Here is a 23,501-nt window from a genome sequence, read left to right as displayed (position 1 = left end):
AGCTAAAGACCTGTATAGGCTTTAGCTTTTTATTAATTTATCATATTTTTTTCCCCACTCTCCCATACTATCCAGTATAGGAATAAAGCTTTTCCCTAAAGGTGTTAGCGAGTATTCTACCTTTGGGGGGACTTCTTTATATACTTCTCTGTGAACCATTTGGTCTTCTTCCAATTCTCTCAACTGACGTGTCAGTATTCCTTTTGAAATACCTGGTAACAGCCTTTGAAGTTCATTAAATCTTCTTGTATTTGTTCTTAAATGCCATAAAATGATGATTTTCCATTTCCCTGCAATTATGTCTTGAGTTTGTGTAACTGGACAAACCCCTACTTGTTCCTCTGGAGGTTCACCGAACCTGCTTCGTGCCATCATACATACCTCTCTTTCTCAATGGTACCATTTTTGTGACTATGTTATAAAAAAATGACTACTTTCAAAAAAATGTCTAACACTATAATATTAGGTTACGCTTAATAATCAAAATTACTTGGAGGAGATTCGAAATGAAGCACCTAGTTGTTTATGCACATCCATACTCTGAAAGCTTAAATCACTCTATTTTGGAAACAACAGTCAAAGCATTAAAGAAAAACGGTCACGAAGTTGTTGTCCGTGATTTATATGCACTTGATTTTCAACCTGTTCTGAAACCGGAAGATACAGCAGCCATGAAAGCGGGAAAAACTCCTGATGATATTAAAACGGAACAAGAATTTATTTCTGAAGCAGAAGCTATAACATTTATTTACCCTATTTGGTGGACGGGTCTTCCAGCAATTCTTAAAGGGTATGTAGACCGAGTATTTGCATTTGGGTTTGCATATTCTGCTGGAGAAGAAGGGGTAATCAAGTTATTAAAAGGTAAAAAGGGTCTAATCATCAATACACACGGAACTCCTAACGAGGTTTACGATGCGGTGGGTATGACAGCTGGTTTGAAAGTTACCTCTGACATTGGAATATTTGATTTTACTGGAATTGAACCTGTGGATCATTTACTATTCGGAAGTATTGGATACCTTGATGAAGAAGCATATAAAGACATGTTAAAGAAAGTTGAAGATACAATTAATTCCCATTTCTCATAAACATATACTAATGTTGAAAAAGACTGTTCATATCTAGGAAGTCTTGAAAGGTTCTTAACGAACGGATGCATACTTATTATTGGAGCTAATCGTAGCTCCTTTTCTTATAAAACGAACGGGACAGATTAACAGGTGCTATCTTTTTCGGACATCTTTTCAGTAGAACCTATCTGGAAATTACATGATGAAGTTGGAGTGAAACAAAGGATAGATTGGTTCAGAACACGTTTTTTATCAGAAGATGATTACTATGAAATGAACTATGGGAAAACAGACCGCCAATTCGGCGGTCTTCCTCTCACTTTATCATTCCTTCCCTTTCACCCTGTAATGGACCTCACCAGGTTCTTTGCAAAAGGTGATTCCGCTTCCCGGTTCGTAATAAAAGGTCTTATTGCCTGAAGAGCGTTCATGGAAGGTTGTATGCAGATAGGATGCTTGGTCCCTTTTGAAGGCAAGCTGATTTTTGCTTAATGATACAGGAAGGCAATGTCCATAGTTTGTGTGGACCAGCGTTTCTTTTTCGTTCATTTCCTCTAAGTCACGAATGTGGATGTAGGAAAACCAGACTCCGCCTCTTTTCCGGAATGAGCGGGAGGAGAACCAGACCATTCCCAGCTGGGCGTTTATACAGACGGGCAGCCTGTATTTTCCGCCAAGCACGGATTTTGCTGCTGCAAGTCCGCCATCTAGATCCAATCCATAGTAGTTTAACGTGTTATTCAGGATTTCCTTGCGCGGTTGGGCAACATGGAATGTGTTCTCTCCCTCCACTACCGTGGTCATCTCGACACCATTGGAATCGTAACGCTCCATCATTCCCACCGTTTCCCTATTCAATAAATAGTTTTTGCGTATCATCCTTCCATTCACTCCCCATTTCCCTATTCATTTTTTTTGGAGTATACTGGATATAGAGGCAGGTATACTCCTGCTCGCAAGCCCTTAGGTGATGTCTTCCAGGACGTCCTCACCTAGGGGTTTTTTTTCCGTCTATCTTCACTTTCATTTCTTGATATGTCATTCACCTCCATGCGACCATTATCCTATTTTATGGTTTTTTTGTAAAATCCATCTGATTTTACCTATATCAAAATTCGTTTCCCTTTGTGACTGCATCGCTCGTTTGATTGGCTCACTCTATACAAAATCTCGAATTTCCTTTTAAAATCTGCTACTCAGATTGCTATTTTCTTGCTAATTTGTGTCCATTTAGAGAACAAATAGCCATAATTCATATAAAAGTGAAATGAAATGACATTTTTGTGAAGTTTTAACCACATCAAAAAAGTCTATCGAGATGATAGACTTTTTTCTTGGTTATTCTGCCATTTTCATTTCAATTGCTAAATTACGTAAATAATCCAATAAGGGCCGAACTTCCTCTGGTGCTGTAATGTCAGTAAACGAGAAAGACTGTTTCTTCTTTTCATCGGCTATATCCAGCTGGTATGAAAACGCGTCGAACCCTTGCGCTTTAGCTCCAGCCATTTTACTTTGGCTAGCATTAGGCAGGTCAGCTGTCTTCATTAAGTTCTGCAATTCCTCATTTTTCTCTTTCGGCAATTCATCTGTATCTATCTGGAGATTCAAGTCGAGGTTGGCAAATCCCCCTATGCAGCTAAATTTGATATGCATGGTAGATGAAGCCTCCTATTCATGGAATATGACTACTCAGGCAGTCCAACCGCTTTAAAAGCATTTTCAATTGTTCCTATCGCTGTTTCAGGCACTTCTCCGCTATCAACAAGTTTTTGCGCTGCCTTGATGACAATTTGCACGAATTGATTGAAATTTGCCGTTGCAAACAAATTCTGCATCGCATTGAACCAGATCAAGGCCGCCTTGTCCGTTCCGATCTCCATCGATACTAGATAAAAGGCTTTGTTTGGTATGCCGCTATTGATATGGACACCATGATTATCGCGTTCTCCTTTATAGAAGTTCTTCATATGATCAGGCTGAATATCTTTACCCATTAACTTATTGTCAAATGCCGTACCTGGTGCTTTCATCGAACGGAGTGCCTGCCCTTTCAGTGTTGGCCCCATTATATCAGCACCGATTAGCCAATCGGCATCACCTGCCGTTTGCTTTAAGTGAAATTGTTTTATGGCAACACCAAAAACATCTGAAAGATGTTCATTCAAAGCCCCGGACTGGCCTTCATACTCCAATCCACTCGTGAACTGCGTAACCCCATGTGTCAGTTCGTGTCCGATTACATCGAGTGAATTGGCAAAATTGCTAAAGATGACCCCATCGCCGTCACCAAATACCATTTCATCTCCGTCCCAATAGGCATTCGTGAATTTATTCCCATAATGCACGTTGAGAATGATATCAAGGCCTTGGTTATCAATTGAATTACGGTGCAAAACATCCTTGAAATAGTCACGCACAACTCCGCTATAATCGTATGCAGCGTTAACAACAGGATCTGCACTAGATCGATCTCCTTCTTTCCTTGCCTCATTCTCCCGGAGTTTGGTTCCTCCCTTACAATCATAAACATGGCGGGCAGACTCGCCTTGACGTCCAGATCCTGCATCCGTTAAAGCGACAACACCGTCAATATCATATTCTTTGAAGATTCTGCGCCTGCGCATTTGACGGCTTTTCGCTAAACTGATCCGAGCTTCTTCCACTTCATTTTGTGCCAAATTCTCAAGAATATAGTTAGGTACAATGAAACACTGACACTTATTGGAACAATCTCTTTTATGCATATTTGACACTCCTTCATGATTTTTTACGATCTATACAGTCTCTTTTTTCAAGACATCGGTACATTAGCAGTTTACTTGGTCACCTTGATGCTCTTCCTATCTTCAACACAGTTCTATAGATTACTTTCGCCGCACTTACCTCATTTCCCTTCATTCCATTTCTTCCGACCCGTTCAATCCTTTTTCCCGGCAGTCCCGGTTTTGGCAACTCATCGTGAATGCAGTTTCTGGCAGGGTAAGTCTACTTCACCTTTGTTTATTGGATTATTCTCCTCGTGCTGCATATACTGGACTGTTCCTTTAAATAAAGGAGCTTCCGCAGAACATGATCATTAAGGGAGGGCATAGCATTGGTAACTTCACAGGGAACTGCTTCAGTTAACTTTCCATTCCCATCAGTATGGGGTATCCACTCTTCAATAGCTGGCAGAACGATCATTTGGGGCACACTTACCATTAACTCCATTACGGATAATAGGGTAATTGGTACGGTTAATTTTCGGGGTACACCTATTCCGATTAATGGATTTTGGAATGAAAGCACTAAACAAATCTCATTTGATTCACCTTATGCCACATTCTCTGGCAACTTAACCATAATTGATGATCAGCAGATTAGGATTCGACATTTTATTCTACAAGGACGTTTTCTTATGAAGCCTCCCTCCCTGCAAGCAGGTGAGTCTGGATCGTGGATTGCCACTACTGATATAGCCCTGAATGAATATCCTGTTAGTGGTAATGCCTATACCGGGCAATTACCTCCAGTTGGAGCTTTTTTAACATCGAATATCCTTCATCAGCATCAGAATTTTTAGGAGAGGATCGATATAGGGTAATCCATTCTGTGTAGAATTGGTGTTTAACATAAGGAATCGTCTCTGTATATCATATGGGCGATTCTTTTCCTATAGCAAATTACCAAAAGCCTTATTGAACTGACAGGTTGGTTGAGAACTTAGGGATTACATTGATTCAGGTTCGCAACAAGTTACTCCTTGGCATTTTCACTTGCGTTCACTGACCGCATTGCTTGACCTGTTTGGGGTCCCTTCTGAATAAAGAAAGGTACCATTTTGTCACTAAGTAGAAATATAGTTGAGATAGTGATTTTGGTAGATTACTTTTGAATCCATTAACTTAAAATGAGTACAAATGGGATATAGATTGACATCATTTTACCTGTACTTCATACTATTGTAATAACAGAAGTGACAGAATATTTAGTAAATTAGGAGGATGAAACTTATGAAACCAGCAGATGTTCTTAGGGGTAATAATTGTGTATTAATATTTGAGGATAGCTGGGGGGATGACATATGACTAAACTCAGAATCCTTTTAACCATTCCAATTTTGCTATATGGAATTTACGTATTTGTTGTCATTCAAAACGATAAGGATATTCCACTTTATTTGCATCTTCTATTAGCAATCTACTTGATGTTGTTTGTACATTATGAAGAAAAAACGGATGTGAAACCATGACAGATTTTTTTATCTTGGAGAATTTCGATGCTCGTGTTGGAAGAAGTTTTGACCTTAACTTATTGTATCGAGCTGCTCGGCATAACCCGTGACAGGCTGAGTTCGTTGTAATCCCTAAGTTCTCAACATGTGAGTGAGTTTAATATGATCACCACAATAAGTGGCTTTTCATGAACAAAGCCTAAAAAAAGCCCCAACTCCTTAAAGGAATTGAGGCTTTCACTTATCAGTTGAGCCGTTCAATTTAGATGATGCGAGTTGTAACAATGCCTTCGATTTGTTTGATTTTTTCTTCCAAGCCAGGAATGATGTCGCCGTTTACTTCACCGTCAATGTCGATGATCGTATATGCGTATCCCCCACGGCTTCTGTTGACCATGTCAGCGATGTTCAAATTAAAGCTTGATACAGCCAGTGTGATTTGCCCAACCATGTTCGGAACGTTTTCGTGGAAAGTTGCCACACGACGGTTTCCTGTATAAGGAAGGGAGGTGTTCGGGAAATTCACAGAGTTCTTGATGTTTCCTGTTTCTAAAAAGTTCTTCAACTGACGAGCTGCCATGATGGCACAGTTTTCCTCTGATTCTAGTGTAGAGGCACCTAGATGCGGAATTGGAACGACATTGTTCATTTTCAACACATTTTCATTCGGGAAGTCTGTAATGAACTTGCCTACTTTTCCGCTTTCTAATGCAGCTTGCATATCAGTCTCATTCACTAGCTCGCCGCGTGAGAAATTCAAGATATGTACGCCCGGCTTCATGATGCTGAATGTTTCTTGGTTGAACATTCCTCTTGTGTCGTCAGTTAATGGAACGTGTACTGTAATATAATCAGATTCTGCAAACAATTCTTCAATCGTCATGGCGCGCTGTACATTGCGTGACAAGTTCCAAGCTGTATCAACAGAGATGAACGGGTCAAACCCAATGACATCCATGTCCAGATCCAGGGCATCATTCGCTACAAGTGCACCGATCGCTCCTAAACCGATTACGCCAAGAGTTTTTCCCTTGATTTCTTTACCAACGAATTGTTTCTTTCCTGCTTCGACGAGCTTTGGAATTTGTTCTCCTTCGCCTTCCAGCGTCTTTGTCCAGGCCACACCGGCAAAAAGGTTACGAGATGAAGCCATTAATGTCGTTAGCACCATTTCTTTTACAGCGTTTGCGTTAGCACCTGGTGTATTGAAAACGACAATTCCTTGCTCGGTACATTTGTCGACAGGAATATTATTCACTCCAGCCCCTGCCCTTGCGATTGCTTTTAACTGATCGCCGAATTCCATAGTATGCATGTTATAGCTGCGAAGAACGATTGCATCAGGGTTTTCACTGTCATTATCGACCTTAAAATCGCCTTTGTTGAATACATTCAGCCCGCTTTCGGCAATATTATTTAACGCTTTGATCGTTTTCACTTTTTCTAAAAGAATTGTGCTCATTTTGTTTGCTCCTCTTTGATTATGATAGTTTTGAAATTTCAAAATACTGACAAGATTTTTAAGCCCATGAAAATCTGCATCCTTTAAACCTTCACTATCTGTTAATATACAGAAAGAGGCAAGGGATAAAATCCCTTACCTCTGCCCAGGCGAACGGCTACGACACTATGTGTTCCCTCACGGTTATCCGTGTTTCGCCAGTTGCACATAGTCTTTTTCATTTATTTTATTCTATCAAACTATTCTGCAATCTTCAATATCAATTTAAAGGTTTATCTCTTTTTTTGCAGGAGTCAGAAATATCGACGAAATCTATAGTTTTATCTCCGAAACATGGCTGTTTCAATCGGAATATATATAATTGCAAAATGGATAATATTAGTAAAAAATAAGGACTATAGCAAACTTCAAAAAAGGAGGAACTAATATGCTAATAAGAGAGGCAACGGTGGCTGATGCTGAAGGTATAGCAAAAGTCCATGTGGATTGCTGGCGAACCACATATAAAGATATAATGCCGAGTGATTTTTTAGATAATCTGTCTTATGAGAAAAGGAAAGAATTATGGATAAAGAATTTAACTAGAGATGGAAATTATGTTTATGTTGCTGAAAATAACGAGGGAAGAATAGTAGGATTTATAAGTGGCGGGAAAAGGGAAACGAATAAGGTTGAGGATTCGGGTGATTTAACTTCAATATATATCCTCGAAAATTTTCAAAGAATGGGGATAGGTAAGAATCTCATCAAGGAATTATTCTTTAAATTCGAAGAACTGGGATTCAAGACCATTTTCGCTGAGGTGCTCGAAGGTAATAAATCTCGATACTTTTATGAGGCATTTGGTGCTGAGTTGCTTAAAACCGAAAAAGTCAAAATGGCTGGTGCTGAATTGAATCTATTGGTTTATGAGTGGAAGGACATTAGCCCTGTATTGTTATGAATCACATCAGGTAAGATCGCTTACTTAACACTTCAAAAAAAAGACACAGTCCTTCGTGAAGGATTGTGCCTTGCTTTTGATTTAATTTTGATTAAATCCGCTTTCGTCCATGTAAAATACTTCCCAAGAATGTCCGTCGATATCCAGAAAACTCCAACCGTACATGAAACCATGATCAATGGCTTCATTAAAAGGCTTTCCGCCAACATCCAGTGCCCTATTCACGATCTCATCGACTTCTTCCTTACTTTTAACGGACAGGGCGACGATGGCTTCCGTACTCGCTGCAGAATCCGGGATTTCCTTCTTGGTAAACGTTTTAAAGTAATCTTCCACCAATAACATGACATATATGGACTCGCTGATAACCATGCATGTCGCATTTTCATTGGTCATTTGCTCGTTAAATTCAAAGCCGACCTTTGTGAAAAATTCTACTGAGGCATCCAAATCTTTAACAGGCAAGTTTACAAAGATCTTTTCTGCTTGAACTCCCATCCAATTCACCCTCGCTTGATTTATTTGTTCACCACCTACTATTCGCTGCATTTTTCGATTATCCTGCTTGCAGCAAAAAAAGGAGAGATCACAGTCCCCCCATTCATAAAACCAATTCAAGAACCATCGCCGACGTTAGCACTTTAAACTTCATTCTACCAAAAAAAGTAAAAACAACCTTGCCAGCATTACCTGCAAGGACTGTTTTTACGTGTTTTTCTTGTTTAGAAGTTTCTAATATAGAAGGCACTTGACGATTAAGCCCCTACTTCAAATAAACACTCATAATCTGTGTTTCGTTAATATTTGCTTGGGTACTATTTGTTTTTTCCATTTTTTCAACCAGGTCGCCATTCGTGACAACAATCGGAGTTACGATGCTTGGAGCTTTGGATTTTAGAAATTCAATATCAAATGTAACAAGCTTGTCCCCTGCTTTTACCCTTTGCCCTTCTGTGACATGGACTTCGAATCCCTCGCCTTTCAGGTTCACTGTTTCTAATCCAATATGAATTAACAATTCAATGCCATGCTTTGTACGGAGGCCTAGTGCATGTTTAGTATGAAAAACCTGGATCACTTCTGCATCAATAGGAGAAACAACGAGCCCCTCCTCAGGAAGAATCGCTATCCCGTCCCCCATCATCTTACCGGAAAACACCGGATCTGGAACATCTTCAATATTTATTACTTGTCCATTTATTGGAGCAAGCAGCTGTTCCACACTTTCTTTTTTACTGAATAATTTTTTGAACATACTATTTCCACCCTTCTCTATCGTCTTGAATCTCACAATCAAATGTTAAATTTTCGCAGAATTCTGATAATCATTTCTGTTATTATTTCTTTTTCAATGTCCCTTCTGCTTTCTTTTTGTTCTCTTCCACTCTAAATATAACCATCTCGGTTATTAATTCATAAGGAATTGGTTTGTTTAGTGGAAACTGAACGGCCCCTTTTGAACATTTATATTCCGTTAAAGCAGATTTAAAGGCAGAGATCGCGCTTGGAGTTGGATAGAATCCTATATGTTTTTTATAGGCAGCGAAATGTACCAGATTTCCATATAAAACAAAAGTGGGCATTTGATAGCTTATCTTCTCTTCTGCATCCGATGCTGCATCCTTTATGACTTTTCTTAACGTTTTGAGTATCTCCTGTACCTCTTCGGGAAATTGTATATTGTATTCGTCAATTGAATGAAATGTATTGGTTCCCTCCATGATTTCTCCCTTCATAACCAAACTACAATACCATTATTATAACATTTTCCCCCTCCACCAACCCGAGCTCATGTAAGGAGTCATTTTTTTAAGAATTCTTCCATTCTATTGATGACACCTTCTAGCATGGAAATCGACCTTGAAGTATTCAAAGGTTCAATATCCAAAGAATGATTTGCATGTGGAATCTTATCCACGCTTATGTTCGTTTTATTTTCAATCATTTCAATCTTACCTGGAATATAATGGTGATCTTTTTCTCCTATAACTATATGTGCTGAATGATTGCTGCTCAATAACCCTTCAAAAATCGAATCAAACTTCAAAAGTGGCGTAAGCAAAATCATTTTGGCATTCATAAACCGCTCACTTTTCATGATTCCGTTGATGATGGGTATGGTACCAAGTGATTTGCCTAGAAACACTGTTCTTTGATATTCATGATTTTGAAGTACTTCCGTAATGACGGGATTCATATCATTAACGATCACTTTTGTGATATCTACCAATGGATGCTTGAAAATATCCTGGTCGTAAGCGTAATGAATATGCACGACATCATACTGGTTTTGAAGCATGACCATCGTCGAATAATAGAATAACGGCTTCTCATACGTGTACCCCGCACCTGAAAACATAAAACAAACGGCTGGACTTCCGTTTTCAATATGTGTGTATGTAATTTCTTTTTCATTACTATTTATTTTTCTTTGGTTAACCTTCATGATAGATTCCTCCCATTCTATCGTTTGCTCTATATATTCATTACCTACCCGCTTCATTCCTCCTTGATTGATATATCCAGACAGAATCCAAGAATAAGGTTTCGTTTTTTAGTCTGAATAGGTATACTTTAGCTATCAACCTATTTTTGGAAATTACTTCTGATGATCGATCAATCCATGCCTTAAAGGAGAGTGTGTAATGAAAATTAAAACGTTATGTTTCATTCTTGTCCTGCTAGTCACTGGTTCCATGAGCACGATTCATGCTAGTGCAAACGATCAAAAGGTGAAAGAACTGGATATTGGGGAGTCTTTCGATGGTGCGGAAGGTACGATGGTTCTCCAAAACTTAAAAAATGATAAAGTTTTTATCTATAACAAACAGAGAAGTAAGGTACGCTACACTCCAGAATCGACATTTAAAATTGCGAATGCATTAATTGGCTTACAGACAAAAGCGGTGAGCGATGAATATGAAGTGAAGCGCTGGGATGGCGTATTCAGGGAATTTGAGGATTGGAACAGAGATCATACGCTGGCTTCAGCCATGAGGCATTCTGTGATTTGGTATTATCAGGCAATGGCCCGCGATATCGGGGCGGAAAATATGCAGCAATATGTGAACCTGCTCGATTATGGCAATCGTGATATCTCCGGTGGGATCGATCAGTTCTGGCTCGACAGCAGCATAAAGATTTCTGCCCGGGAACAAGTCAAATTCATCGAAAACCTTGTAGAGGAAAAACTGCCTATCGATAAGCAGCATATGAGGACCGTAAAGAGAATCATGATCAATGAAGAAGCAGACTCATATGTCCTCCATGGAAAGACCGGTACACGCCTTTCCGATATGGGATTGGGTTGGTATGTGGGTTACATCGAAACTGACAAAGGAAAATGGGCCTTCGCAACGAACATCGACGGCAGCGGAGGCAAAGCCAAAACGATTACGCTTGATGCCCTGAAAGAGTTGGATATCACAGAAGAATAAAAGTTCACGCATGCTCTTAATTCTTGGGCATGCGTTTTGCTTTGTCTAAAAAGATATCTAAAACCATTTTAATACCTACAAATAATCAAGTTGCATTGCCTGCTCTGAAGCCTTTTTTTAGTTTGTCCAATCAATAAAAAGAAAATCATCCTAATATAGTATTGATTATATAGAAAGGGGGATTAATAGTGAAATTAACCGAAATCAAGAAATCTTATGATGTAATCATTCCTTGTGGCAGTGCTTGCACTCCCACTTTGAACCTAGGAAGACTTGGTTTAAGAATATTTTCTTTGCCTCTTGACTGGGTCTATTCTGAGTCATTTGCAGAAGTGGCTAGGCTATATAGAAATCAGTTCAAGGAATATATGACTTTAGTAGATGGTTCCGGTACTTATTTTGACGATGACGTAGATATAAATGCTGTAAATACCTATTTGGTCAGAGATAACCATTATAAAGTTATTTCAGTTCACGATTTCCTCATCCTGCCTGATAAAGAATGGTTTGAAACATATCCCGATTTCAAAGAAAATTTAGATAAAAGAATAACAAGATTCAATGAAACGATCAACGATAGTGATTCAATCCTATTTGTAAGATGGTCAACAAAATATGAACAAGCCTATTTGTTTCAACAAGCAATGCAGGACATGTTAAAAGAAAAAGAATTTATTGCATTAATATTAATACCCTCGGATGATGCAACAAGTATTTCAGAATTAGAATGGAATCTAGAAAATGTTTGTGTTTTAGAAGTTCCTAACCAGATTTGGGATGAGGCCATTTGGGATCATGTTTATAGTGGCATTCAATTCAATTAAATTAATTTCATTCATGCTAATGCCATTATGATTTTAATTTGGACAATGCCTTAGGTTTTTCATCGAGTTCGCATCTATCATTTTCTTTTGCGTTCGCACTTCAACTAAAAAAGAGCTGCAAAAGCAACTCTCCGATTCAGATTTCAAAGGATAAGCCCATATCCTTTTCATTTGAAGCATACATACAAATACTATTCTTCCAACATATGAATGAACAACTGCCGAGCATTTTCAATACATAACAGTGTAGCGGAACAAACAGTAACCAGCTCCTATAATCGTAATCATTTATACTCTTCCTTTCTTCTAACTTTGAAAAATGATAAATTATGAATTTCTCGTTTTTGCTCCATATTCTCAATGTGCATCATGTGTTTATGCCTTGTTGACGATACGTGTTTATTTGATATAGTTTTAAAATAGTAATTCAAGACTGACAAAATCTTTTTAATAATTTATGTGGGTCGCCGTCACTGTAGTTTAAGTGTTTCAATCTAGAGCAATCCCTTCATAAACTCTTAAGACTAAATAAAGCAGAAAAACTGCATCATAATAAAATGGAGCTAAGGATTATTTGTTTGTAACGTTTATATAAACTCTGCATAAATAAAAAATGGGCCTTTAGTGAAAGGGGCACCTTCTGTGAAAACCATTCAAAGTCGCTTATTGTTAATGTTATTTCTTTTTATCATCTTACCGTATTTTCTATCAGTGTTTCTGATTTACAGCTATACAAAAAATAGTGTGGAGAGACATGAGCTTGAAAATAGCCAAGAACAACTTCAGAAAAACGCTGAAGAACTGGAGCAATACTTTGATGACATGATTAATCTTCCCTATCTATTATATCGAAATCCCGATTTATTCCGGATTTTTAAAAATGGTTTTGAAGACTCGATATACTTTAACCCGATTGCGATGGAAAAAAGTATAGAAACCTTTTATCTGATGCGAAACGAAATCCGTCAAGTACGTTTTTATATTGATAAGGATAAAGAATCGTTTACAGTTTATAATGCGACGGTCAGTGCCCGGAAACCTCAACCCGATTTATTAAATGAGGATCCGATAAAACAATTTTATAACTCTGACTCTAATTACATGATTGAGCCGCCACATCAAATTCAAAATTACAATGACACAGCGATCATTCCCCAGTCGGACGACACAATGGTGATGACTTTTCACCATAAAATAGTCGATGTGCCTTCAAATGAATATCTCGGAATAATTACCGTTGATATAGATTTAGATGCCTATGCACGTATATGTAACAGCCTTGTTCAAAAGGATGAAGAATCTGTAATACTTATGGATTCGCATAACATTGTCATGTATGCAAATGATCGGTCCCTTATAGGAAAATCCGTTACTCCTGATTTTAAAAAGCAGATTACGAGTGAAGATATTATCTTAACCAAAACATTATCAGGAACACTAAATCATTGGAAATTAGTTAAGATAACCCCTAATCATGTATTATTCGATGATGTCCGGAAGACTGCCTATACAAATATAATTGTAGGACTAATAGTCGGCTTGTTAGGGCTATTAATGATTGGTATTATTTCATACAGAATTACTCGTCCCATTAAACTTCTTAGCAAGAAAGTGAGAACAATCAAAGGTGGAAATATGGATGTCCCCTTTGATGATGGAAGAAAAGACGAAATTGGTGAGCTGGAAAAACATATGAAGGATATGATGAACCGAATCAATCTACACATTGAAAGAGAATATAAACTCGAAATAGAAAATAGGAAAAACCAATTCAGAGCATTAAAATCTCAGGTTAATCCGCATTTCTTATTTAATTCGTTACAATCTATTGGTGCAGTTGCCCTAAGATCTAATTCTCCAAGAGTTTACCATTTATTGACGTCACTATCTAAAATGATGCGCTACTCCATTAAGGCAAACCAATGGGTGTTGGTTCGAGATGAAATGAATTATATAGAAGCATACCTAAACCTTCAAATGGAGCGTTTTGGAAACAATGTGAACTATTCTATTAAATTAAGCGAGACGATTCTTGATATGACGATTCCAAGTATGATTCTTCAGCCCCTCGTTGAAAACTTTTTTAAACACAGTTATGAAGAAGGTTTCTATCATGCTCATTTAACTATTTATGGAGAAATACAAGGAGAATTTTTACACCTTATCGTTGAAAATACGGGTCCTAGTTTGACTCAGGCGGAGCTTCGAATATTAAGAGAAAATATATACGCGTCCCCACATGAAAGCACATATTCACATAATCATATCGGTCTGAAAAATATTTATGATCGTTTAGTTCTAAATTATGGATCAAAAGCAGGCCTGGAAGTGGATACGTATCAAGGACAAGGATTTTCCATTAAAATAGTGATTCCACTAGAATTTCCGCTTGTTAATGAATAGATTGCTTCGTAGCTATTCAAAAACGGATACTTTAACTCATTCATATAAGGAGATGAAATCTGTGAAAGCTTTAATTGTCGATGATGAGTTCAATGTACGTGACGTAATACGCCATTTGGGGCAGTGGGAAAAATACGGTATCACCCAACTATTAGAAGCAAGTAATGGCGATGATGCAAAAAGAATGATAGAGAAGGAAAGTCCGGAAATCATCTTTACAGACGTAAAAATGCCTGGAATGAGCGGTATGGAACTAATCGAGTGGCTAGATTCCATTTCTTATCCTGGTAAAGTGATTTTAATTTCGGGTTTTGACGACTATTCATTTATGCGTAAAGCAATTCAGTTTAGCAGCTTCGATTATTTGTTGAAACCGATTGAAGCTGATGCATTTAACAAAACACTGGAAGAAGCCGTTAAATCATGGGCGAATGAAGAGGAAGTTCGTGCTAATGAGGATACCGCTGTATATGAAGATGTTAAAAGGTTTCGGAGTAATCAATTAGTTACTGCCGCTTGTATGGGGGAACACTACGACAAAAACGATATTGAGTCATATCTTCCAAAAGCAGACGGATACACCCTTACATTAATTTCCTTTTATCACATGCACCATCCTGCCCCCTACATTCAGTTACTCGCTGACGAACTTGTTGAGCGGAAAATCGGAAATGTATTTGCGCTTCAGAATGATCATAATCTTTGTCTAGTGATCACCATACCAGACCATTGGTTATCCGTTGAAGAATGGATCAGTCATCAATTTGATATTCCTGTTCGCCTTGTTTGTGGCGAGCCCTTGGAATCATTAGGGGATATCCACAATTCCTTTAAGTCATTACAAAAAGCAATGAAAAATCAAAACTTCAGATCCATCCACCGTTTGGATGACTTGGATGTTGCACGTCGCATAGAGGACATAGTTTCGTATGTTGAAAAATATTACATGGAAGAATTGAGTTTAGAAAAACTATCGAATGTATTCTTCTTAAGTCGCGAACATATCTCAAGAAAGTTCAAACAAAAAACCGGAATGCTCCTATCCAAATACGTCACTAAACTAAGAACTGACCAAGCAAAACGCTGGTTAAGAGAAACCGAAAAAAGTATTTACTCCATCTCTTTAATGCTCGGCTATCAGGATGAGAAATACTTTTCAAAACTATTCAAAAAAGTGGTTGGCATGACACCATTCGAGTACCGAAACGGTGAAAAGAATGCAGATCAGAAGTAAATAATTCACCTTAATTAGAAAATTGCAGGGGTGACATGATGAAAAAAGAGATACTAAATATATTTTTAATCGGAATATTGAGCCTATCACTTTGTGCATGTCAAACAAAGACCGAGAGCGGAACAAAAAAACCGGAAATTTCAGAGAGAAAAATCACTTTGAATGTAAGGAATCCGAAAGTTGAAATTTCTACGCAGTTCGAACAAATGGTGATTGCTTATGAAAAAGAAAACCCAAATGTAGATATAAAGGTTCACACGGTTGGCGGGGCTATGGATAACCTTGCTGATTTGAAAGCAAAAATGGCCACTGGCAATGGTCCTGATATTTTCACAAACAGCGGATACGAAAATGCCAAACAGTGGAGTGAATATTTAGAGGATCTTTCTGACCAACCCTGGGTTGAACATGCATATGAAGATGCGTTAACCCCTATGAAATTCGATGGGAAAATTCATGGGATGCCGGTTAATATGGAAGGGTACGGATTCATCTATAATAAGGATATATTTAATAAGGAAGGAATCGATGAATTACCCAAAACGCTGACTGAATTAATAGCAGTGGCTGAAAAATTGCAAAAAGCAGGAGTTACTCCTTTTGCAACTGGATATTATGAAGAGTGGAAATTGGGTGACCACTTAATGAATGTCGGTTTTACAGAGCAAGAAGATCCACCGGCTTTTATAAAAGGCCTAAATGATGGAACTGAAAAAATATATAATAATCAAAAATTCAATGATCTAATCAATTTGTTGGATGTAACATTAAAGTATGGAAACGATAACCCGCTAACAACAGATTACAACATGGAAGTGAATCTATTCACTTCAGAAAATGCAGCGATTATTCAACAAGGAAACTGGATACAGCCGATGATCGATCAACAATCACCGAATATGAACATCGGATTTATGCCAATACCAATAAATGATCAACCTAAGAAGGAAGCCTTGATGGTCGGCGTACCGAATTATTGGGTTGTAAACAAACAAATCACACCAGAAAAGAAGAAAGAAGCGAAGAGATTTTTAAATTGGATGGTTTCTTCCGAACAAGGCAAAATGTTTTTGACAGAACGCTTTAAATTCATTCCTGCTTTCACTAACATTGAAGCTGACAATTTAGGACCTCTTGCTGATGAAACGATTCAGTATTATAAAGAAGGAAAAACGTTATACTCAAACTGGTATGATTTCCCTGTCGGAATAAGAGAAGAATTTGGGGCTGCCATGCAACTATATGTAGGAAACAAGCTTAATCGTGGTCAATTACTGCACGAGTTTCAGAGGTCATGGGAAAGGGCTTCTAGCGAATAAAATAGGATTTCTGTACACTTCTTGCCTCCTTTGTTGGGGCATTTTTTTGTACGTCGAAAACTACGATATCAATATAAGACTAAATTCTAATCAATATATGACATATCCATAGAATTAAGACTAACCTATAATTTTATTAGTACTTCAAACAGGCGGGACTGTTACTCCCAAAAAGTAATCGTTCCACTAGACTTTATTTTTATATACTAATAAACATTCTAGGAGGAAGGCATATGAACCTTAACAGGCTTGCCAAACAAGCAACAGTAATAACACTTAGTACAGTTATCTTATTAGGAGGCAGTCGCTCTGAAACTTTCGCGGCACCAAAAGACCCATTAGATCACAATGAAAAGTATGGCACTTCACAAATCACTCGTTACGACATGCAAAAAATGATTAATCAACAAGGCGATGCAAAGTTTACAGTTCCCAAGTTTGACGAATCAACAATAAAAAACATTCCCTCAGCAAAAAAGTATGACAAATCAGGAAATTTAATTGATATGGATGTATGGGATACCTGGCCATTACAAAACGCTGATGGTACAGTGGCAGAATATAAGGGCTATCATATCGTATTCGGATTGGCTGGAGACCCTCAAAATGGTAGTGACACGTTCATTTACTTGTTCTACAAAAAAGTTGGAGAAACATCCATTGATGCTTGGAAAAATGCTGGCAGAGTATTTGATGATAATGATAAAAATGTTCCAAATGATCCTTATTTAAAAAATCAAGCAGAAGAGTGGTCCGGTTCTGCAACCTTCACGTCTGATGGGGAAGTTCGCTTATTCTATACAAATCGCGGACAGTTTTCACCAGATTCTAAGCAATACGGTAAACAAACATTAACAACGGCTCAAGTAAACTTATCTGAGTCAGGTGCTGGTACATTGCAAGTGGATGGCGTAGAAGATTACAAATCCATCTATGAAGGCGGAGACAGCAAGTTTTATCAATCACATGATAAAGCTTTCGGTGATGAAAATTTTAGTGATAATCATACATTGAGAGATCCTCACTATATTGAAGATAGGGGTCGTAAATACCTTGTTTTTGAAGCGAATACTGGGACTGAATATGGTTACCAAGGAGAAGAATCCCTTTACAACAGGGCTTACTATGGCAACAGCAATAAGTTCTTCCAAGCTGAAAAGGATAAACTTCTGCAAAGCTCAAAAAAAGGTTTAGCTGAATTAGCAAATGGTGCAATTGGCATCATTGAAATAAACGATGATTATACATTAAAAAACGAAATGAAACCCTTGATTGTTTCGAATACAGTAACAGATGAAATTGAACGTCCTAACATATTTAAAAAGGACGGAAAATGGTATTTATTCACAAGTACAAGAGGATCAAAAATGACCATTGATGGAATTGATGATAAAGATATTTACATGTTAGGATACGTGGCAAATTCTTTAACTGGCCCATACAAACCGTTAAATAAAACCGGAATTGTCTTACATCAAGATCTTAATCCTTATGATATTACTTGGACATACGCTCACTATGCTATCCCACAACCGGAAAGCGATAATGTAGTTATCACAAGTTACATGACAAATAGAGGTTATTTTAAAGACCATAAATCTACCTTTGCCCCAAGTTTTTCACTTAACATTAAAGGGCCAAATACAGCTGTGATAGAAGATAGTATTCAGGAACAGGGTCAACTAACGAATAACCAATAATTTAATGTTCATCCGAATTTATACAAAATAAATCAAAAAAAGAAAATGTCTATAAAATTGGCATTTTCTTTTTTTGATTAGGGTGGTGATTTACTTGGACAAAATAGTTTTTAATAAGAAAGGTTTTAAGTCGTTGGCACTATTAATACTTGGATTGTTCATAGCCGGATTATTAGTCTTTTTAGTCAAATCAACTTTACCAGTTAAGCATGAAGAGGAATCGTATCGAGCTAACTACCATTTCACTGTACCTGACAAATGGAAAAACGATCCTCAGAGGCCGATTTTCATTGATGGTGAGTACCATTACTTTTACCTCTATAATGGGGATTATCCGGATGGAAATGGAACAGAATGGCGTCATTCAACATCAGAGGACTTGGTGCATTGGAGTGATCAAGGGATAGCCATTCCGAAATATACCAATGATAATGGAGATCCATGGTCGGGATCAGTCGTTGTGGACAAGGAAAATACGGCAGGCTTTGGAAAAGATGCTCTTGTGGCAATTGTTACGCAGCCCTCCAAGGATGGCGGTAAACAGGAACAATTTCTATGGTATAGTACGGACAACGGTAAAACATTTACCTCCTACAGTGATGATCCTATCATCTCAAATCCAGGAACGAAAGATTTTAGAGATCCAAAAATCATCTGGGATGACAGTGATCATAAATGGATAATGGTCATGGCTGAGGGAACAAAAATAGGTTTTTATAAGTCTCACAACCTAAAAGATTGGCAGTATATGAGCAGTTTTGTCACGAAAAACATTGGTATTGTAGAGTGCCCGGACCTTTATTTGTTACGGGCGGATGACGGGACTTTAAAATGGGTCCTTGGTGTCAGTGCTAATGGGCAATCGATTGGTAAACCAAACACATATGCCTATTGGACTGGTAGCTTTGATGGAACGGAATTCTTCCCAGATCACAATGAACCGCAATGGCTGGATTATGGCTTCGATTGGTATGGTGGAGTAACATTTGAAGATGGAGTGGAAAGCGATAAATATAACAAACGGTATGCTCTCGCTTGGATGAATAATTGGGCCTATGCCGATAATACTCCGACCCTACAGGAGGGTTTCAATGGAATGGATTCCATCGTTCGCCAAATCGGGCTAAAACATGCGGGCAACAACCTATATTATTTATCTTCACAACCTATCGAAGCATTGAAAGAATTGACCAGTTCAACGGATTCCTATGAACAAATTGAAGTGAACGGTTCCGAAACACTTGATGTAAAAGGTGATGTATATCAATTGGAGGCGGATATCAATTGGTCAGATATAAACAATGTAGGCTTAAGGCTTCGAGAATCAGCAGATCGAACACGCCACGTTGACGTAGGAATTTTTGCAGAAGAAAACTACTCTTATGTCAATCGAACTTTTACCGAACACCCTGACGAAAGTAATCAATATATTAAAAGCATTGCTCCATATGATGCTACCAAGAAGCACGTTCACTTAAAGATCCTCATTGATAAAACAAGTATTGAGGTGTTTGTGGATGATGGAAAGGTTGCACATTCAAATTTAATATTCCCTGAATTTGATGATAAAGGAATATCCCTCTTCTCAGAGGGAGGCAAAGCGGTCTTTAATAATATTAAGATCAAACACCTCGGTTCGATTAATTGAACCTCATTATGAATGGTGACCACAAAAACTGGTGAATTGTACATGGCAGGAGCCATGTACAGCACGATGTCTTCCCAATAACTCTTTAAATAGGAGAAAATAACGAAAAGCCGGATTCAACAAGTATTGAAATCCGGCTTTTCGTTATGGCAAGAGGCTCCCTACAAGTGGTACGTCAAAAAAAGGCATCTGCCAAAAGCGGATGCCTTTCTCTTCTATACGGAGTCATGTTAATCCTATCTCCCGTTTTCTTTTTTGTTTTAATAACGCAGGCTTTGGCACTTGCTGAGAGAGTGCGGCACATTCAGCGAATGAAAACTGTTTACACCCTTTACAACGGTTCTCATCCAGTTTGGATAAAGCTTCATTAATGGCATCACCCGTGCTGGAAAAGAATTGTTCCTCACCTACCAGTTCAATAAATCCGGTTTTTTTCAGCATATCTTTAGGTTCGGGTTGAATACCGGAAATCAACACTTGTAGTTTGTGGATCTTGAATTGCTTCACGATGTCGGTGAGAAGTGCTTCCCCAGATGTATCAATAAATGGCACATTGCTCATTCTTAATAGAAGGACTTTTGGTTTAGAACGCATTATTTCTTCGATTTCTTCTTGCAGCCTTTCGATCGAACCAAAGAATAAAGGTCCTTCTATCGTATAAATGTTAATCTGCGGACAGCTTGATCCTTGTTGCACCATTTCTGGTTTAACTAGTTTATCGGCTGGATCTGGTAATACCTTTGATAATTTCAATGTACCGCTCATCAGTTTAACGAACGATAGAATGGCTAATAGTAAGCCAATCCCGACACCTGTTGTCAGGTCAATCAATACGGTTAACACGAAGGTTACGATCAATACGATCGAGTCCATGGTTTTTGCTTTTAAGATATGCGAAAATTCTTTGCGTTCGCTCATGTTCCATGCGACAAACATGAGAATGGGGGCCATACTGGCCAATGGAATGGCTGAAGCATAAGGAGCCAAGCTGACTAACACCAGCAATACCACAAGCCCATGAATCACACCTGATATAGGGGAAACTGCACCGTTTTTAATATTCGTTGCGGTACGGGCGATGGCACCTGTAGCCGGAATGCCTCCAAATAAAGGCGTAATCATATTGGTCAGTCCTTGCCCCATCAGCTCTTTATTGCTGTTATGTTTACTGTTGGTCATTCCGTCTGCCACTACAGCTGATAATAGTGATTCAATTCCTCCAAGCATGGCAATGACCAAAGCAGCCGGAAGGAGTTCAATCACTAGGCCGCCAGTGATATGGGGAAACTGAAAATGGGGCAATGCATTAGGAATGGCGCCATAGGCCGATCCAATTGTCGCTACCTGACCTGGAAAGAATAAGCTGGCGACTAGAGTTGATACAATCAATCCCAGCAAGGCTCCAGGAATTTTCGGTAAATATTTTGGAGTTAATATGACGAGAGTTAAACTTATGATACCTACCAGTACACTATAGATATTCACTGTATTGAAATTCAATAAGATTTCTTTCATATTTAAAAGAAAGGCTTCTTCTTTTTTTAAGTTACTGAGTCCAAAGAAATTGGCAATCTGCCCTGAGAAGATAATCACAGCAATTCCAGCAGTAAAGCCGATGGTAACTGGACGGGGAATAAACTTGATGAATCTTCCCAGTTTGAAGACACCCATAAGAAAAATCATGATACCTGCCATGAAACCGGCGATTAACAGTTTTTCATATCCGTACTGCATGACCACCCCGAACAATACAGGGACAAAGGCTCCAGTTGGGCCTGCAATTTGATATTTGGATCCTCCAAAAAGGGAGACCATGATTCCTGCAATAATTGATGTGTACAATCCGTATTCCGGTCTTACTCCAGAAGCAATGGCAAAAGCCATCGCTAAAGGAATCGCTACAATCCCAACTACCACCCCGGCAACCAGGTCTTTCTGAAAACTGCTAAAGTTGTATCCTTCAAGCCTGCTAGATCCCATCATTTTATCGCCCCTTTTTTTGTTGAATATGTATTTCGTCCTTGCTGACAACGTTGCTATATCCATCTATGATTCGCTCCAATTTACCCGTTTCGGGATGGATGACCATACCGTGAACGGCAACGGAATCCGGTAATAATGGATGGTTTTTGATCAAACCGACACTATTCGTTACACTCTCCTCAACGCATTGAAAACCTGAAAGCCATTTTGATAAATCAATACCGGAGTTTGTAAGGACATCAATTTGCTCCTGACTGACTTTCTTCTGCTTTGCGGCATCAAGAAGCGAAGAAGATTGAAGTCCCACCATACCGCATCCGTGATGTCCGATCACACACACTTCCTCCACCTTTAGCTCATAAATAGCGACAAGGATACTGCGCATAATGCTGCCAAAAGGATGCGAAACAATAGCTCCAGCGTTTTTAATGATTTTCGCATCTCCATTTTTTAAACCCATCGCCTTTGGAAGCAATTCCAATAGGCGGGTATCCATACACGTTATAATGACGATCTTTTTATCTGGATACTTTGTCGTTTGAAACTCTGTATATTTGTTTTGATCGACAAACGTCTTGTTATGATCCAAAATACTCGAAATAATTGACATTCATTATTCTCCTTTCCGTTGCAATTCTTTGTTAAATTGTTATAGAAGGTAATGTTCTAAAAGAGGGTATGTACAATGATCCATATGCCTTTCATCCAATGATCTTATTTGGCTTCATTTTACATGGATGAAACCTTCTTTTAAGCTAATTCCATGTTAAAGTTATTAAATTAGAGGTAAATGATAGATGGATTAGAAATTGGTGAGAATTATTACAATTTCTTCTCTATTTTTTTGCATTTTTTTTACTCAAAAAAGGGTGATACCCATTAGACATCTAATTGGTATCACCCTTCAGACTGTAGACAAACTCGATGAAAATCGAGTTTGTCTACAGTCTTTTTATGGCTTTTACAATTTGAACGTTGATTTCCACTCCAGGCACTCGCTTTCCGCGGGCGGTCCGGGAGCCTCCTCGGCTTGTGCCTGCGGGGTCTCCCTAGACGCGCTTTTCCCGCAGGAGTCTCGCACCTTTCGCTCCAATCAACTCTGTTATAAAATTTAGATAGAACCTCTTTTGCCTACAGTCTTTTTTGTTTTAAAATGGAAGTATTAAAACTTGAGGTGATGAGGATGCTTTCTAAACATGATTCTATTCAGCGAGATCAACTTGAAATGATTACTTTAGATCAATTGGTGCCAGGTAACC

At 38.4% G+C, this 23,501-nt stretch carries 23 protein-coding genes and 1 riboswitch; of the genes, 12 read left to right on the top strand and 11 right to left on the bottom strand.

Annotation, left to right across the window (positions count from 1 at the left end; all coding sequences use genetic code 11):
• Positions 1-21: 21 nt before the first annotated feature.
• Positions 22-372, bottom strand: a complete 351-nt coding sequence (locus J7E52_RS08105; RefSeq protein ID WP_214745076.1) for a winged helix-turn-helix transcriptional regulator — start codon at positions 370-372, stop codon at positions 22-24.
• A 134-nt stretch (positions 373-506) separates the two neighbouring features.
• On the opposite strand from J7E52_RS08105, the gene J7E52_RS08100 reads away from it, so the two are divergent.
• Both J7E52_RS08100 and J7E52_RS27365 read left to right on the top strand, forming a co-directional pair.
• Positions 507-1,091, top strand: coding sequence for an NAD(P)H-dependent oxidoreductase (locus tag J7E52_RS08100; RefSeq protein ID WP_214744818.1), 585 nt, complete (start codon positions 507-509; stop codon positions 1,089-1,091).
• 132 nt (positions 1,092-1,223) lie between these two features.
• Entirely contained in the window at positions 1,224-1,493 is a 270-nt protein-coding gene (locus J7E52_RS27365) for a DUF1835 domain-containing protein (protein ID WP_214744816.1), read from the top strand.
• Here the strand turns inward: J7E52_RS27365 and J7E52_RS08090 are convergent.
• The 3 genes from J7E52_RS08090 to J7E52_RS08080 all read right to left on the bottom strand — a co-directional run bounded on the left by J7E52_RS08090 (position 1,398) and on the right by J7E52_RS08080 (position 3,820).
• Positions 1,398-1,952: a competence protein ComK gene (locus J7E52_RS08090; protein ID WP_214744814.1), complete on the bottom strand. Its 555-nt coding sequence runs from the start codon at positions 1,950-1,952 to the stop codon at positions 1,398-1,400. The two genes, J7E52_RS27365 and J7E52_RS08090, sit on opposite strands and share 96 nt — an antisense overlap.
• Before the next feature lie 459 nt (positions 1,953-2,411).
• Positions 2,412-2,729, bottom strand: coding sequence for a protealysin inhibitor emfourin (locus tag J7E52_RS08085; protein WP_214744813.1), 318 nt, complete (start codon positions 2,727-2,729; stop codon positions 2,412-2,414).
• A 32-nt stretch (positions 2,730-2,761) separates the two neighbouring features.
• Positions 2,762-3,820, bottom strand: coding sequence for a M4 family metallopeptidase (locus tag J7E52_RS08080; RefSeq protein ID WP_214744810.1), 1,059 nt, complete (start codon positions 3,818-3,820; stop codon positions 2,762-2,764).
• Positions 3,821-4,170: 350 nt separating this feature from the next.
• On the opposite strand from J7E52_RS08080, the gene J7E52_RS08075 reads away from it, so the two are divergent.
• Both J7E52_RS08075 and J7E52_RS08070 read left to right on the top strand, forming a co-directional pair.
• Positions 4,171-4,638: a hypothetical protein gene (locus tag J7E52_RS08075; RefSeq protein ID WP_214744808.1), complete on the top strand. Its 468-nt coding sequence runs from the start codon at positions 4,171-4,173 to the stop codon at positions 4,636-4,638.
• A gap of 501 nt (positions 4,639-5,139) precedes the next feature.
• Positions 5,140-5,307 (top strand): hypothetical protein, encoded by a 168-nt coding sequence (locus J7E52_RS08070; protein WP_214744806.1) that lies wholly within the window; start codon positions 5,140-5,142, stop codon positions 5,305-5,307.
• A gap of 244 nt (positions 5,308-5,551) precedes the next feature.
• Here J7E52_RS08070 and J7E52_RS08065 read toward each other — a convergent pair whose 3' ends face one another.
• Entirely contained in the window at positions 5,552-6,751 is a 1,200-nt protein-coding gene (locus J7E52_RS08065) for a phosphoglycerate dehydrogenase (protein ID WP_214744804.1), read from the bottom strand.
• A gap of 136 nt (positions 6,752-6,887) precedes the next feature.
• A riboswitch (ZMP/ZTP riboswitch) is annotated at positions 6,888-6,966 on the bottom strand.
• A 212-nt stretch (positions 6,967-7,178) separates the two neighbouring features.
• Between J7E52_RS08065 and J7E52_RS08060 the strand changes: the two genes are divergently transcribed.
• Positions 7,179-7,694, top strand: a complete 516-nt coding sequence (locus tag J7E52_RS08060) for a GNAT family N-acetyltransferase (RefSeq protein WP_214744802.1) — start codon at positions 7,179-7,181, stop codon at positions 7,692-7,694.
• Between the two features lie 81 nt (positions 7,695-7,775).
• Here J7E52_RS08060 and J7E52_RS08055 read toward each other — a convergent pair whose 3' ends face one another.
• The 4 genes from J7E52_RS08055 to J7E52_RS08040 form a co-directional block, all read right to left on the bottom strand.
• On the bottom strand, positions 7,776-8,192 hold the full coding sequence (locus J7E52_RS08055; protein WP_101223282.1) for a VOC family protein: 417 nt from the start codon (positions 8,190-8,192) through the stop codon (positions 7,776-7,778).
• Positions 8,193-8,457: 265 nt separating this feature from the next.
• Entirely contained in the window at positions 8,458-8,949 is a 492-nt protein-coding gene (locus J7E52_RS08050) for a PTS sugar transporter subunit IIA (RefSeq protein WP_214744800.1), read from the bottom strand.
• A gap of 82 nt (positions 8,950-9,031) precedes the next feature.
• Complete coding sequence (locus tag J7E52_RS08045; RefSeq protein ID WP_214744798.1) at positions 9,032-9,415, bottom strand: iron chaperone; 384 nt, start codon at positions 9,413-9,415, stop codon at positions 9,032-9,034.
• A gap of 80 nt (positions 9,416-9,495) precedes the next feature.
• Positions 9,496-10,140, bottom strand: coding sequence for an alpha/beta hydrolase (locus J7E52_RS08040; RefSeq protein ID WP_214744796.1), 645 nt, complete (start codon positions 10,138-10,140; stop codon positions 9,496-9,498).
• Positions 10,141-10,339: 199 nt separating this feature from the next.
• On the opposite strand from J7E52_RS08040, the gene blaOXA reads away from it, so the two are divergent.
• The 7 genes from blaOXA (at position 10,340) to J7E52_RS08005 (ending at position 20,259) form a co-directional block, all read left to right on the top strand.
• The gene (gene blaOXA / locus J7E52_RS08035) at positions 10,340-11,131 is read left to right on the top strand and encodes a class D beta-lactamase (protein WP_214744794.1); all 792 of its coding nucleotides are present in this window, start codon (positions 10,340-10,342) and stop codon (positions 11,129-11,131) included.
• Between the two features lie 188 nt (positions 11,132-11,319).
• On the top strand, positions 11,320-11,955 hold the full coding sequence (locus tag J7E52_RS08030; protein ID WP_214744792.1) for a DUF1796 family putative cysteine peptidase: 636 nt from the start codon (positions 11,320-11,322) through the stop codon (positions 11,953-11,955).
• A gap of 642 nt (positions 11,956-12,597) precedes the next feature.
• Positions 12,598-14,358: a cache domain-containing sensor histidine kinase gene (locus tag J7E52_RS08025; protein ID WP_214744789.1), complete on the top strand. Its 1,761-nt coding sequence runs from the start codon at positions 12,598-12,600 to the stop codon at positions 14,356-14,358.
• 61 nt (positions 14,359-14,419) lie between these two features.
• Positions 14,420-15,592: a response regulator transcription factor gene (locus J7E52_RS08020; protein WP_214744787.1), complete on the top strand. Its 1,173-nt coding sequence runs from the start codon at positions 14,420-14,422 to the stop codon at positions 15,590-15,592.
• A 38-nt stretch (positions 15,593-15,630) separates the two neighbouring features.
• A complete protein-coding gene (locus J7E52_RS08015; protein ID WP_214744785.1) occupies positions 15,631-16,911 on the top strand; it encodes an ABC transporter substrate-binding protein in 1,281 nt (426 codons plus the stop codon).
• Positions 16,912-17,144: 233 nt separating this feature from the next.
• Positions 17,145-18,611 carry a glycoside hydrolase family 68 protein gene (locus J7E52_RS08010; protein ID WP_214744783.1) on the top strand — a complete coding sequence of 489 codons (1,467 nt, stop codon included), beginning with the start codon at positions 17,145-17,147 and terminating at the stop codon, positions 18,609-18,611.
• A gap of 103 nt (positions 18,612-18,714) precedes the next feature.
• The gene (locus J7E52_RS08005) at positions 18,715-20,259 is read left to right on the top strand and encodes a glycoside hydrolase family 32 protein (protein ID WP_214745074.1); all 1,545 of its coding nucleotides are present in this window, start codon (positions 18,715-18,717) and stop codon (positions 20,257-20,259) included.
• A 225-nt stretch (positions 20,260-20,484) separates the two neighbouring features.
• On the opposite strand, the gene J7E52_RS08000 is transcribed toward J7E52_RS08005, so the two are convergent.
• Together J7E52_RS08000 and J7E52_RS07995 are read right to left on the bottom strand one after the other, a co-directional pair.
• Positions 20,485-22,242, bottom strand: a complete 1,758-nt coding sequence (locus J7E52_RS08000; RefSeq protein ID WP_214745072.1) for a SulP family inorganic anion transporter — start codon at positions 22,240-22,242, stop codon at positions 20,485-20,487.
• Position 22,243: 1 nt separating this feature from the next.
• Positions 22,244-22,852 (bottom strand): beta-class carbonic anhydrase, encoded by a 609-nt coding sequence (locus tag J7E52_RS07995; RefSeq protein WP_214744781.1) that lies wholly within the window; start codon positions 22,850-22,852, stop codon positions 22,244-22,246.
• Positions 22,853-23,501: the final 649 nt, after the last annotated feature.

The organism is Bacillus sp. ISL-34, assembly GCF_018613325.1.
Taxonomy (GTDB): domain Bacteria; phylum Bacillota; class Bacilli; order Bacillales; family DSM-1321; genus Peribacillus.
The sequence above is the reverse complement of the archived record's forward strand: the minus strand, read 5'-3'. Positions and strand labels throughout refer to the sequence as shown.